The organism is Micromonospora sp. NBC_00421, from assembly GCF_036017915.1.
Lineage (GTDB): Bacteria > Actinomycetota > Actinomycetes > Mycobacteriales > Micromonosporaceae > Micromonospora.
Genome location: NZ_CP107929.1, coordinates 3779731 through 3792436 on the forward strand (window position 1 = coordinate 3779731; position 12706 = coordinate 3792436).

Genomic DNA, 12706 nt, shown 5'->3' on the forward strand with positions numbered 1-12706 from the left:
CAGCGGCACCGGCGGGTGTCATCGCCACCCCGGCGGGTACCCGGCGAGGATGACGCCGACCAGCAGAGCCCTGATCGCCGGCGCGGCCGGTGCGTCCGCCCTCAACGCCGTCACCTACCTCGACATGGCGATCCGGGCCCGCCCGGCCAGCAGCGCCGCCGAGGACAGCGCCGGCCGGCTGGCCGAACTGGCCCACGTCGACCTCGGTGATCAGCGGACCGCCCCGAACCGGCGGTCCGGGCTCGGGCCACTGCTCGGCTACGTCACCTCGGTGGCCACCGCCGCCGGCTACGCGGCGGCGGGCGGTCGCCGGCTCCCCACAGTCGTGTCCGTCCTGGCGCTGACCGGCTTGGCGATGATCGGGTCCAACGGCCCGCTGACCGTCCTGCGGGTCACCGATCCACGGACCTGGTCCGCCACCGACTGGATCACCGACCTGGTGCCGCACCTGGCGTACGGCGCGGTGACCGCCGTCACCCTCAGGGCGCTGCGCTGAGCCACTCGACCGCCCTGCGCTGAGCCACTCGACCGCCCTGCGCTGAGCCACTCGACCGCCCCGCGCTGAGGCCCTCGCCAAGCGCCGGCGACCCGGTCCGACGGTGGAAACACCGGGTGGCATCGGCGTGTTTTGCGGGGGGATGCCCGGGTAGGGGGAGACGACCTGTTCCCCGCTCCACACATCGAGGTGCCGCCCAGATGGAATCCCGCAAGCCGACCGAGGTCGTCAAGGACGTGGTGGACGCCGCAGCCGAGAAGGTGTCCGACCTGATGACCCCCGACGTGCCTGGTGCGCCGGGTAGCGCTCCGCCGACCGTCGACGAGCCCACCACCCCGCACGACCCGCTGCCGCCCAAGAAGGAGCAGGGCGCACCGGAGACCCGTACCCCGACCGGTGCCGAAACCGGCGCACCGACGGTGGCCAACGGTCAGCAGGGTGAATACCTGACCACCTCGCAGGGGGCCAGGCTGCGCGACACCGACCACTCGCTGAAGGCCGGTTCGCGCGGCCCGACGCTGCTCCAGGACCACCACTTCCGCGAGAAGATCACCCACTTCGACCACGAACGCATCCCCGAGCGGGTGGTGCACGCCCGGGGCGCCGGCGCGCACGGCGTCTTCACCGGGTACGGCGCGGAGGAGGTCACCCGGGCCGGTTTCCTGCGCAAGGGGAAGGAGACCCCGGTCTTCGTCCGGTTCTCCACCGTGCTGGGCTCCCGGGGCTCGGCCGACACCGTCCGGGACACCCGTGGGTTCGCCACCAAGTTCTACACCGACGAGGGGACCTTCGACCTGGTCGGCAACAACATGCCTGTCTTCTTCATCCAGGACGCGATCAAGTTCCCCGACATCATCCACGCCGGCAAGCCGCACCCGGACCGGGAGATCCCGCAGGCGCAGAGCGCGCACGACACCTTCTGGGACTTCGTCTCGCTGCACACCGAGGCGCAGCACCACACCATGTGGAACATGTCCGACCGGGGCATCCCGCGCTCGTACCGGACCATGGAGGGGTTCGGGGTGCACACCTTCCGGCTGGTCGACGCGGCCGGGGCGACGGTGCTGGCGAAGTTCCACTGGAAGCCGAAGCTGGGCGTGCACTCCCTGGAGTGGGAGGAGGCGCAGATGCTCAGCGGCATGGACCCGGACTTCCACCGGCGCGACCTCTACGACGCCATCGAGGCCGGCGCGTACCCGGAGTGGGAGCTCGGCCTCCAGGTCTTCCCGGACACGCCGGAGGAGACCTTCGCCGGCATCGACCTGCTCGACCCCACCAAGATCGTCCCGGAGGAGCTGGCCCCGGTGCAACCGGTCGGGCGGCTGGTGCTCAACCGGACGCCGACGAACTTCTTCGCCGAGACCGAGCAGGTCGCCTTCCACCTCGGCCACTTGGTCCCGGGCATCGACGTCACCAACGACCCGCTGTTGCAGGGCCGGCTCTTCTCCTACGTCGACACCCAGCTCACCCGGCTGGGCGGCCCGAACTTCTCGCAGATTCCGATCAACCGGCCGCACGCCCCGGTCAACGACATGCTCCGCGACGGGTTCCACCAGCACGCCGTGCACGCGGGTGTCGCGCCCTACCGGCCGAACTCGCTCGACGGGGGCAACCCGTTCCCGGCCGGGGACGCCGAGCACGCGTTCCTCGACGTGCCGGTCACCGTGGCCGAGGCCCCGAAGGTACGCGCCAACCCGGCCTCCTTCGACGACCACTTCAGCCAGGCCCGGTTGTTCTGGCTGAGCATGTCGCCGGTGGAGCGGGAGCACATCGTCCGGGCCTACACCTTCGAGCTGGGCAAGTGCTACCACCAGGCGATCCGGGAACGGCAGTTGCAGTGCCTGGCCAACATCGACCCGGTGCTCTGCGCCGAGGTGGCCACCGGCCTGGGCCTGCCGGCACCGCAGCCGACCGTGCCGCTTGCCGACGTCGCGCCCAGCCCGGCGCTGTCCCAGGTCGGCGGCCTCTGGCCGGCCGACGGCCGGACGGTCGGCATCGTGGTGGACGCCGGGGCCGACGCCGCCGGTGTCGAGCAGGTCCGCCGGGAGGTGTTCGCCGCCGGCATGGTGCCGCTGGTGATCGCCGCGCACGGCGGCACTGTGGGCGGCCTGACTGTGCAGCGTACGTTCGCCACCGGCCGCTCGGTCGAACTGGACGCGTTGCTGCTGGCCGGGGCACCCGCGCCGGCACCGGACGCGCTGCCGGCCCGGGACGCCAAGGCGGGTGCGGCGGACGCCACTGTCGTCGACCCGCGGGTGCTGCTGCTGGTGCAGGAGTGCTGGCGGCACGCCAAGGTGATCGGCGCCTGGGGCGACGGCGTACGGGTGCTGGAGCTGGCCGGGGTGGTCGGCGCGGTGGGCGTGGTGACCGGTGACTCCGGGGCCGGCGTGCTCGCCGACGCGCAGACCCTGATGGCCGCGCACCGGGTCTGGGAACGCTTCCCCGCCTCGGTCTCCTGACCGCACGGCTCGTCGACGGGGGCGTCCGCACCGGACGCCCCCGTCGCGCTGCGCGTCCGTCCCGCCGAGGGCCGCCGGTGACCGGTCCCGCCGAAGGCCGAAGGTCACCGGTCCCGCCGAAGGCCGCAGGTGACCTGGGTTGCCGGGAGACCGTACCGTCGTGCCGTGGCCACCGAGGCAGAGCTCTCCAGCCGTGGTTTCGTGATCATGATCTTCGGCGTCGCCGCGTTGCTCTGCTGCGGCGTGCCGGCCGGCAGCGTCTACCTCTACCGCAAGGACACCCGGGACGAGCCCGGCATCCGCGCTGCCGCCGACGCCTACCTGTCCGCCGTGGTCAGGCATGACTACAACGGGGCGTACGACATGTTGTGCGCGGCCGACCGGCGCCGGGAGTCACGGGCGGACTGGCTGGACCGCCCGGCGGCCGGCTACGGGGTGACCGGGTTCCGGATCACCGACGTGACGATCGAGCGCCCGAGCGAGACACCGACCCTGCGTTGGGTGACCGCCGAGGTCACCTATTCGGACCAGGCACCCCGGACGGTGCACCTGAACGTCGAGCAGCAGGACGGCGACTGGAAGGTGTGCAGCCCGGACGTACGGTGACCGGCCCCCGGCCCCCGGCCCCTGGACGGGCGGGCGCGGGCGGTACGGCCCGGACGCAGGGCGCGGGCGGCGGCAGCCAGCACCGGGTGTGGTCGACGGGCGCGTATTGACGGCAGATGTCAGACGAATTACGTTGGCGGTCGTCGATATATTTCCTATCGTGGCCTGCACTCCGACGAGGAGCGTGCACATGTCCAGACGTAGAGTCGCCCTGCTGTTCCCGGTACTGCTGGCGGCGAGCCTCGGCACCGCGGTCGTCACCGGCGCGGCGGTGCTCAGCAACGCCCCGCCCGCGCAGGCGCTGGAGAACGGCCTGGCCCGGACCCCGCAGATGGGCTGGAACGACTGGAACTCGTTCGGCTGCAACGTCAACGAGACGCTGATCCGGCAGACCGCCGACACGCTGGTCTCCAGCGGCATGGCGGCGGCCGGGTACGAGTACGTCAACATCGACGACTGCTGGTCGACCAAGCAGCGCAACGCCAGCGGTGACCTGGTCGCCGACCCGGCGAAGTTCCCCAGCGGCATGAAGGCGCTCGCCGACTACGTGCACGGCAAGGGCCTCAAGCTGGGCATCTACTCGTCGGCCGGGACGACCACCTGCGCCGGCTACCCGGCCAGCATCAACTACGAGCAGCGCGACGCCAACCTCTGGGCGTCCTGGGGCATCGACTACCTCAAGTACGACAACTGCGGCGACCACCTCGGTCGCAGCGGGCAGCAGCGCTACACCGCGATGCGGGACGCGCTGGCGGCCACCGGCCGCAACATCCTCTACAGCCTGTGCAACTGGGGTCAGGACAGCGTCTGGACCTGGGGCGCGTCGGTGGGCAACTCCTGGCGCAACACCGGTGACATCGGTGGCAACTGGAACTCCATCATGGGCATCCTCGACCAGCAGGTCGGCAAGGATTCGTACGCCCGGCCGGGCGCGTGGAACGACCCGGACATGCTGGAGGTCGGCAACGGCCCCACCGAGACCGAGTCGCGGGCACACTTCAGCCTCTGGGCGCTGTTGAACGCCCCGCTGCTGGCCGGCAACGACCTGCGCACCATGTCGGCGGCCACCCGGACGATCCTGACCAACACCGACGTCATCGCGGTCAACCAGGACTGGGGCGGCCGGCAGGGTTACAAGATCAGCGACTCCGGCGACCTGGAGGTCTGGCGCAAGCCGATGTCCACCGGCGCGGTGGCCACCGTGCTGCTCAACCGGAGCGGCGGCACGGCCACGGTCTCCACCACGGCCAGTGCGCTCGGCCTCGGCAGCGCGTCGTCCTACGCGGTGCGCGACCTGTGGGCGCACAGCAACTCGACGTCGACCGGCACGATCAGCGCCTCGGTGCCGGCGCACGGCGCGGCCATGTTCCTGGTGACCGGCGGCGGCACTCCCCCGCCCACCACCGCGCCCCCGACCACCGCCCCGCCGACCACCGCGCCCCCGACCACCCCGCCGCCGACCACTCCCCCTCCGGGCACCACGACGGCCGTCCGCAACGTCGCCGCCGGCCGCTGCCTGGACGTCAACGGCGCGACCCAGACCAACGGGGCCACGGCCATCATCTGGGACTGCCACGGCCAGACCAACCAGTCGTGGACGTCGACAGGCAGCCAGGAGCTGCGGGTCTACGGCACGAAGTGTCTGGACGTGAACAACGCCGGCACCGCCAACGGCACCTCGGTGATCATCTGGGACTGCAACGGCCAGCAGAACCAGAAGTGGCGCTTCAACACCGACGGCACGATCACGGCGGTCGGCTCGGGGCGCTGCCTGGACCTGGTGTCCAACGGCACGGCGAACGGCACCCGTACCCAGATCTGGGACTGCAACGGCGCCGCCGGCCAGCGGTGGAGCCGCAGCTGAACCGTCGGCCCCGGTAGCCGGGGCACCGTGAGACCGGTTACCCGATCGCCGCTTGCCGGCGGTCGGGTAACCGGTTTTCGGCTACCTGTCGAACTTCCACGGCTGCGGGCCGAACAGGTCGGTGCACGCCGAGAGCAACTGACGCTGCGCCTCGGCCACCCGGGCGTTGGTAGGCCCCGGGTCGACCTTCGGATCGTCCTCGACGAAGAGGTCCCCGGCCTCCTTACCGACCACGGCCAGTCGCCGACCGGCCTGCTGGATGCCCGGGTCGGTCGACAGGACGGCCCGCGAGGCGGGACCGGTGGCCGCGCTGAAGCTCAGGTCGTTCTCCTCGATCGCCCGGGCCACCGACAGGCACGCGCCGGCGGCGAACCGGTCCGAGGGCTCGGTCGGGCTGGCGGCTGCGGGGGCGGCCGGTTCGGTGGGCGCGCAACCGGCGACGAGGAGCAGGGACACGGTGGCGACGATGCGAATCACGCCTGGAGCGTAGTGGCTGCCGCCGCCCCGCGAGGCCCTGCGGCAACAGGTGCCCACAATGCGACGGCCATTGCATGGGAATTGCGCGGTGATGGCTGTTGTCACACCTTTCTTGTAGGGTCGAAAACGCGTTCCGATGGAATGGCATCCCACGTCCCGACAATTCCCCGGGTGCCATTTCGATGTCTCACCGACACCGAGAAGCATGTAACAAAATGCAACGTGGACAGGAGTGGCGGATGGCCGAGGACATGGGCTCGACAGTCCCCCGACGGCAGCTCGGGCGGGCGCTGCGCGACCTGCGCACCGAGGCGTGCATGACGCTCGACGGTGTGGCCGAGGCGCTGCACTGCAGCCGGCAGAAGATGTGGCGCATCGAGGCGGGCCCCGGTCCGGTGCGCCCCATCGACGCCCGGTTCATGTGCGAGCTGTACGGGGCAACCCGTGAGCCCTCACCTTCAGCCCCACCGCCTGGACCACCTTCGTCCGGTCCACCAAGCCGACGCACTGAGCGGCACACCAGACGGGAGGGCAGCCGGCACCCTCGCCGGCTGCACTCCCAGGCACACCCGTGGCCTAGCGATCTCCGCTCTCCCGGTCCGCCTCGGTGATGAACAGTTCGGTGAGCAGGAGGTCGGCGAGGTGGGTGGGGTGGAGGCCCGCTTCCCGGCCCGTGCGGTCGTGCCGCATGCCAACGCCTCGCAGCGCGACCCGTACGACGCCGGTGGGCAGCCGACGGACCCGGCGGGGGCGGCCGACCTCCTCGGCGATCCGGGTGATCATCTCTGCCCAGCTCAGGTTCTCGTCGGCGACCGGGATGTCCCCGCCGCGTGCCTGTGCGAGCGCGTCGGCCGCGATCTCGGCCACGCTGCGCGCCGCGACGGTGGCGGTCCCCCCGTCGGGGGCCACCAGCGGTCCCCGCGACCGCGCCCACCGGTAGAGCGGACCGGCCCAGTTGGGGAGCGGGTCACCGGCCCCGCCGAAGACGAACGGCAACTCCAGCACGGCGACCGGCAGCTCCGGGCCGGCGGCCAGCCGTCCCTGCCGGGCCTGCTCCCGACGGCATCCGATGTACGGGTGCCGCTCCGCGAGCCGCCACTGTGGATGTAGCCGGTCGAAGTAGGTGTAGTAGGAGCCCAACACGACCGCACGGCTGAGCCCTTCGTCGCGGGCGGCGGTGAGCAGGCGTACCACCGGGTCGACCAGCTCGCGGTGCAGGACCGGCCGGATCGGCTTGGGCAGCACCCGCTGTTCGTCGGCGCGGGTGGCGACGACGACCCCGTCCTGGCCGGCGAGCAGCGGCCGGAGGTCGTCGGTCGAGGCGGACCCGAGATCGAGCAGGTGATCGACGCCCGGGCGGGCGGTACGGGCCACCGTGGTCACGGTGTGGCCCCTGTCGCGCAGCACGTCGACGACATGGGTGCCGATCAGGCCACTGCCACCCAGCACAAGAATTTTCACGTCTCATCGTCCACACCGCACCCGGCGGATTGTCAAGCCATGCTCTCCCGGCACCGCCCCGGCAACCCCCTCGCCGCCGGGGCCGGGCCGAACCCGCGCGGCCGTCAGGTGCCGGCGTCGTACGGCACGTACCGGTCATGCCGGTACGACGCACACCGGACCCACCGTCGCTATCGCGTGGGCCGGGTCGCCAGCTCGGCGAGGAACCGCTCGGCCCGGCGGGTGCGCAGGAACGCCGCCCGCATCGACCTGGTCGAGCGCGGTCGCGGCGGCACCGGTCTCCCCGCCGGCGATCAGCAGCTCGCCGAGCAGACCGTGCCAGGCGGCGACGTCCGAACGGGGCGGGTCGAGCAGGTGGGTGACGATGAGCTGCCGCGCCTGCTCCGCGTTGCCGATCGGGTCCTGGCGCTATTGGCAACGGCGCTGGCTCCGGTTTCCCTACAGCAGGCCCCCATTCACGCGTACGACCTGCTCGGTCAGGATTACTCGCTACTGCCGGGCTGCTCCTCGCGGTCCTGGCACGAATTCGCCTCACGCTACCGGCGACGTCGCCGGCCTCACCATGGGCCGCTCGTCCTTGATCTCGGAGCCTGAGTGGACGCCCCGGTCGGGCTCACATCGCCAGCAGACCCGGTACAGCCCGGCGACGGGAGGCCTCCGCCTATGTGCCCGACTGGCACTGCTGCCGAGGAATCCCTAACCGAGACTCAGATCGTGCTGCTCCAGAGCGCTCTGAATGATCCCGAGTGCCTTCGGTCCCACCCCGTGCAGTACGGCCAGTTCTGCGCGCGGCACACCCGCGAGGTCGCGCAACGTCGGGTAGCCGGCTTCGGTCAGCGCACGCGTCGCCGGCGCACCGATCTTCGGCAGGATGTCGAGGGCGACGCTCACGTCGCTGACCCTACGCGCCCGGGACACGGACGTGAACGAGGCCCGAAGGCACTGCGGTCGCCGGCCGATGGGACGGTGCTGCGGGTGATGGGTCCATGCGGTGATCCGCACCGGGGCAGTCGTACTGGCCAGGTCAGGATGCGCTGACGGACGCCGGCAGCCGGGTGGATGAGGTCGCCCTCTGAACGACCTCGTGTTCACCACCCGCTACGGCACCCCGTCCAGCCACGCAACTTCCCACGCTCCTGGCAGACGAGGTGCCAGAGAGCCAACGTCAGGCCGGTCACCATCCACGATGCCCGGCGGACCTGCGCCACCCTCCTGACCGACCTCGACGTGCATGCACGGGTCGCCATGCGGATCCTCCGGCACGCCCGGTTCTCGGTGACGACGGAGATCTACACCCAGGTCTCGTCCACGGTGACCCGGGAGGCGCTCAAGCGCCCCGGCGACTCACGCGGGACTGACGGGCTGCCGCACGACAGCAGAAGGGCCACCTCCCGAAATCGGGAAGCGGCCTCTGACCTGCGGAACTGAGAGTGGGCGATGCTGGTATCGAACCAGCGACCTCTTCGGTGTGAACGAAGCGCTCTCCCACTGAGCTAATCGCCCTCAGCGCTGTTGACTCTACCCGATCGTGCGACGGAGCCAAAAACCCGGGGGGTGGGTCAGGTCGTGGCGAGGTAGTGCAGCAGTTGGGCGACCAGGTCGATGCCGAGGCTGTACTTGAGCGAGAGCCAGAGCACCACGGCGACGAAGACCAGGCCGACGGAGCCGAGCAGGAACCGCATGGCCAGCGAGCGGGTGGTGGCCCACCGGGTCCAGGCGTGCACGTGTCGGCGGGTGAAGCCGAGCAGCCGGCGGGCCCAGTGGAACTCGACGGCCCAGATGGCGAGCCCGGCGATGACGATCAGCCAGCCGGGGCCGGGCAACGGGATGAGGGCGATGCCGACGGTCACCACGAGCGCCCCGGCGACGGCGATGAAGATCTTGAGGGCGACCCGGCCGGTGGGGTTGGCCCGGATCAGGTCGAGGGTGGTGCGCAGCCGCCACCGCCAGCCGGTGGGCCGGGCGGCCAGGGCGGTGCCGCCGGATCGACGTCGGCCGCCGTTGGCCACAGGCCGGGACCGGTCACGGACAGCCCGGGAGGCGCGACCGGCGTCGGAGGTCGTCCGACCGTCTCGGTCCGGTGGGTTGATCGGCACCCTGTCACCCCGCCTTTTGGCTGCTCGGGCCCCTACTTTCGGTGACTCGGCAGTACTCCCCGCATCCATTGAGGAACGCTTCGTGGCCATTTCACCCCCCAGTGTCGTCCCGGCCCGTCACTTGCGCAGACCACTGGACGTTACCGGAGTAAGTCGACGACTGAACCACCCGACTTCGGACGGGCTCCCGACTGGGCAGAACCGGAAATCCTACAAGAATTCTCACATTCTCGCGGCGATTCGGACCTCCTTCCCACCACTGGGTGAAGTCAGCGTATGGCGGAGCGTAGCCAGCAGTAGCACCTGAGGATGGGAAAAGCGGGACACGCGCGTTCCGCAGCGGTGCCGGGGGGAGAACGTCCATGAGTGTCATCCGACCGACGACCGTAGAGGTCGAGACGTCGCTAAGGCTCGTCGCGCCTGACGCCACCGCCTTGCCGGTGCGTGCCAGTCTGCGTTACGACCCTGCTGACCCGTATGCGGTCCATGTCCTGTTCCACGCCGAATCGGCCGGTGGCGAGGCGGTGAGCTGGTCCTTCGCCCGCGAACTGCTCGTCACCGGCCTGGACGAGCCGGCCGGCATCGGCGACGTGCGGGTCTGGCCCTGGGCCACCCCGCGCGGCGACTTCGTCGCGCTGGCCCTGTCGTCACCCGACGGCAACGCCCTGTTCGAGGTCCCGCGCAGCGTGCTGGTGCGCTTCCTGCGCCGGACCTACGTCGTCGTCCCACGCGGCCGGGAGGCCGAGCACCTGGACGTCGACACGGCGGTGACCCGGCTGCTCGCCGGTCGCTGACCAGCCTGCACCGGAGCCGCGCGGATCTGCCGAGTCCGCGCGGCTCCGGCCGTCCACCACCGGGTACGCCGGTCAGCCGTGCGTGGTGATGCCGCCGTCCACCGGGATCACCGCGCCGGTCAGGTACGCCCCGGCCCGCGACGACAGGTAGATCGCCGCGCCGGCCATGTCCTCGGGACGACCGATCCGGCCGAGCGGCACCTGCTGCTCGACCGCCGCCCGGGATGCCGGGTCGTCCAGGGCGAAGGCCATCATCCTGCTCTCGAACGGGCCGGGGGCGATCGCGTTGACAGTGATCCGCTCGGCGGCGAGCTGGTGGGCGAGGCTGCGGGTGAGCATGTGCACGGCCGCCTTGGTGGCGGAGTACGCGTACACCTCCATCATCGGCACCCGGAGGCCGTCGACCGAGCCGATGTTGATCACGCGGGCCGGGTCGTCGTCGCTGGCCGCCGCGCGCAGCACCGGCAGCAACGCGGTGGTGAGTCGGAACACCGCCTTCACGTTGACCGCCCAGAGCTTGTCGAACGCCGCCCCCGGGTACGACTCCAGCGGCGCGCCCCAGGTCGCGCCCGCGTTGTTGACCAGCACGTCGAGCCGTTCGTACCGCTCGCGGACGGCGGCGGCGAGGACCTCGGCGCCCGCGTCGTCGCCCAGGTCGGCGGGGATCGCCTCGCAGCGCCCCTCGGCGGACAGCTCCTCGGCGACCGCCGCGCACACGTCCGCTTTGCGGGACGAGATGATCACGGTGGCCCCGGCCCGGACGAAGCCTCGGGCGATCATCAGCCCGATCCCCCGGGAACCACCGGTGACCAGGACCGTCTTGCCGTCGACCGAGAACAGGTCCGTCATGTGCATCCCCTCGCGTGCCGCCGCCCTTACCGAGCGGTAACGTAGCCCGGCCCCGGCGACCGGACAACCCCGCCACCCCGGCCGGCACCACGCGGACCCGCCGCACTCGCGACAGCATCCCGCCGCCACGGCACGAGCGCGACAGAGTCCCGCCGCCGCGAGCGCGACAGAGTCCCGTCGCCGGGATGCGGCCTGAGGCGTCCGCGGTTACGGTCGAAGGCGATGGTCCCTTCCGGTCAGCTCTCCCCGGCAACCCGTCCCGACCTGCCCCGCGCCGAGATCGACATCCTGGAGCTGGGCGACCTCACCCCCACCACCGGTCCACCCCGGCCGTCCCTGCTCGACACCGACCTGCTCGTGCTGGTCACCGGCGGGCACGGCATCATCGAGCTGGACTTCCGGGCGCTGCCCTGCCGGCCCGGCACCCTGCTGCGGGCCGCTCCCGGTCAGGTGCTGCGCTGCCCCGCGCGTCTCGACGCGATCGTGCTCCGCTGGCACGTCGAAGCGCTGCGCGGCCTGGACGTCGACCCCGACGCCGTGCCGCAACACCACCAGCTGACAGGTGAGGACGAGGACGCCGTCATCAACGAGGTCTCCCAGCTCGTGGTGGACCACCGCCGGCACCGGGACGATCCGGCCGCCCGCGCCCTGCTCCGGCACCAGCTCGCGGTGCTGCTCATCCGGCTGGCCCTGCTGCCCGGTGCCCGGGACTCCGGGCGGACGCCCGACGACGCCGATCCGCAGCGCGCCGAGGTGGTCACGTTCCACCGGTTCTGCCGCGAGGTGGAGTCGGGTTACCAGGGCACCCGCCGGGTGGAGGACTACGCGGCCCGGTTGGGCTGCTCGGTGCGTACCCTGACCAGGGCCTGTCTGGCGGTGACCGGGCGCAGCGCCAAGCAGGTGGTGGACGAGCGGGTCGCGCTCCAGGCCCGCCGGTTGCTCGCCGCCACCGACGAGCCGGTGGCCCGGATCGGTCGGCAGCTCGGCTTCCCCGAGCCGACGAACTTCGGCCGGTTCTTCACCCGGGAGGTGGGGGTGAGCCCGGGTGCGTTCCGGGCCGCCCGGGGCCGTCCGCCGTCGCGGATCGCCCGGCCACGTCGACCCGCCGACCCCGCCACCCCCGACCGGCAGGCATGATGGCATGGTGCAGATCTCCGCGCGCGGCGACTATGCGGTCCGAGCGGCCCTGAGCCTGGCCACCGCCTACCCCTCCCTGCTCTCCACCCAGTCGATCGCCAGCGAGCAGGACATGCCGCGCAAGTTCCTCGAAGCCGTCCTGGCCGACCTGCGGCGGGCCGGCGTGGTCCGCGCGCAGCGCGGCGCGGAGGGCGGTTACACCCTGGCCCGACCGCCGCGCGAGGTCACCGTCGGGGCGATCCTGCGCGCCGTCGAGGGTCCACTGGCCGGGGTACGCGGAATGCGCCCCGAGGAGACCAGGTACGAGGGCTCGGCGGAGAACCTCCCCCGGCTCTGGGTGGCCGTCCGCGCCGCCGTCCGGCAGGTGTTGGACGAGGTGAGCCTCGCCGAGGTGGTCAGCGGCCGACTCCCGACGCACGTGCGGAGGCTGACCACCCTGCCCGACGCGTGGGAGCCACGCTGATCCC

The 12706-nt window shown here is 71.7% G+C and carries 14 protein-coding genes, 1 tRNA gene and 1 pseudogene; 10 read left to right on the forward strand and 6 right to left on the reverse strand.

The window, feature by feature from the left end:
- Positions 1-49 precede the first annotated feature (49 nt).
- From OHQ87_RS15475 to OHQ87_RS15490, 4 genes are all read left to right on the forward strand, one after another.
- Entirely contained in the window at positions 50-496 is a 447-nt protein-coding gene (locus tag OHQ87_RS15475) for a hypothetical protein (protein ID WP_328338497.1), read from the forward strand.
- A 200-nt stretch (positions 497-696) separates the two neighbouring features.
- The gene (locus tag OHQ87_RS15480) at positions 697-2955 is read left to right on the forward strand and encodes a catalase (protein ID WP_328338499.1); all 2259 of its coding nucleotides are present in this window, start codon (positions 697-699) and stop codon (positions 2953-2955) included.
- Between the two features lie 165 nt (positions 2956-3120).
- Positions 3121-3561: an Rv0361 family membrane protein gene (locus OHQ87_RS15485; RefSeq protein ID WP_328338500.1), complete on the forward strand. Its 441-nt coding sequence runs from the start codon at positions 3121-3123 to the stop codon at positions 3559-3561.
- A 190-nt stretch (positions 3562-3751) separates the two neighbouring features.
- Positions 3752-5425, forward strand: coding sequence for a ricin-type beta-trefoil lectin domain protein (locus OHQ87_RS15490; protein WP_328338501.1), 1674 nt, complete (start codon positions 3752-3754; stop codon positions 5423-5425).
- A gap of 81 nt (positions 5426-5506) precedes the next feature.
- Here OHQ87_RS15490 and OHQ87_RS15495 read toward each other — a convergent pair whose 3' ends face one another.
- Positions 5507-5902 carry a hypothetical protein gene (locus OHQ87_RS15495; protein WP_328338502.1) on the reverse strand — a complete coding sequence of 132 codons (396 nt, stop codon included), beginning with the start codon at positions 5900-5902 and terminating at the stop codon, positions 5507-5509.
- A 251-nt stretch (positions 5903-6153) separates the two neighbouring features.
- On the opposite strand from OHQ87_RS15495, the gene OHQ87_RS15500 reads away from it, so the two are divergent.
- On the forward strand, positions 6154-6513 hold the full coding sequence (locus OHQ87_RS15500; RefSeq protein WP_442930831.1) for a helix-turn-helix domain-containing protein: 360 nt from the start codon (positions 6154-6156) through the stop codon (positions 6511-6513).
- Here OHQ87_RS15500 and OHQ87_RS15505 read toward each other — a convergent pair.
- Positions 6479-7363: an NAD-dependent epimerase/dehydratase family protein gene (locus tag OHQ87_RS15505; RefSeq protein WP_328338504.1), complete on the reverse strand. Its 885-nt coding sequence runs from the start codon at positions 7361-7363 to the stop codon at positions 6479-6481. The two genes, OHQ87_RS15500 and OHQ87_RS15505, sit on opposite strands and share 35 nt — an antisense overlap.
- Positions 7364-7402: 39 nt before the next feature.
- Between OHQ87_RS15505 and OHQ87_RS15510 the strand changes: the two genes are divergently transcribed.
- Positions 7403-7957, forward strand: a complete 555-nt coding sequence (locus OHQ87_RS15510; RefSeq protein ID WP_328338506.1) for a hypothetical protein — start codon at positions 7403-7405, stop codon at positions 7955-7957.
- Positions 7958-8059: 102 nt separating this feature from the next.
- Here the strand turns inward: OHQ87_RS15510 and OHQ87_RS15515 are convergent, their stop codons facing one another.
- Positions 8060-8254 (reverse strand): DNA-binding protein, encoded by a 195-nt coding sequence (locus OHQ87_RS15515; RefSeq protein WP_328338508.1) that lies wholly within the window; start codon positions 8252-8254, stop codon positions 8060-8062.
- Positions 8255-8438: 184 nt separating this feature from the next.
- On the opposite strand from OHQ87_RS15515, the pseudogene OHQ87_RS15520 reads away from it, so the two are divergent.
- Positions 8439-8716: pseudogene (locus OHQ87_RS15520) on the forward strand (tyrosine-type recombinase/integrase); the annotation flags it as partial.
- Between the two features lie 78 nt (positions 8717-8794).
- Here the strand turns inward: OHQ87_RS15520 and OHQ87_RS15525 are convergent.
- Positions 8795-8866: transfer RNA gene (locus OHQ87_RS15525), tRNA-Val, on the reverse strand.
- Positions 8867-8922: 56 nt separating this feature from the next.
- On the reverse strand, positions 8923-9528 hold the full coding sequence (locus tag OHQ87_RS15530) for a TIGR02611 family protein (RefSeq protein ID WP_442930458.1): 606 nt from the start codon (positions 9526-9528) through the stop codon (positions 8923-8925).
- Positions 9529-9821: 293 nt separating this feature from the next.
- Between OHQ87_RS15530 and OHQ87_RS15535 the strand changes: the two genes are divergently transcribed.
- Positions 9822-10253 (forward strand): SsgA family sporulation/cell division regulator, encoded by a 432-nt coding sequence (locus OHQ87_RS15535; RefSeq protein WP_053653619.1) that lies wholly within the window; start codon positions 9822-9824, stop codon positions 10251-10253.
- Between the two features lie 72 nt (positions 10254-10325).
- Here the strand turns inward: OHQ87_RS15535 and OHQ87_RS15540 are convergent, their stop codons facing one another.
- The gene (locus OHQ87_RS15540) at positions 10326-11102 is read right to left on the reverse strand and encodes a glucose 1-dehydrogenase (protein ID WP_328338517.1); all 777 of its coding nucleotides are present in this window, start codon (positions 11100-11102) and stop codon (positions 10326-10328) included.
- A gap of 222 nt (positions 11103-11324) precedes the next feature.
- Between OHQ87_RS15540 and OHQ87_RS15545 the strand changes: the two genes are divergently transcribed.
- The gene (locus OHQ87_RS15545; protein ID WP_328338519.1) at positions 11325-12239 is read left to right on the forward strand and encodes a helix-turn-helix transcriptional regulator; all 915 of its coding nucleotides are present in this window, start codon (positions 11325-11327) and stop codon (positions 12237-12239) included.
- Positions 12240-12246: 7 nt separating this feature from the next.
- A complete protein-coding gene (locus tag OHQ87_RS15550; RefSeq protein ID WP_328348864.1) occupies positions 12247-12702 on the forward strand; it encodes an RrF2 family transcriptional regulator in 456 nt (151 codons plus the stop codon).
- Positions 12703-12706: the final 4 nt, after the last annotated feature.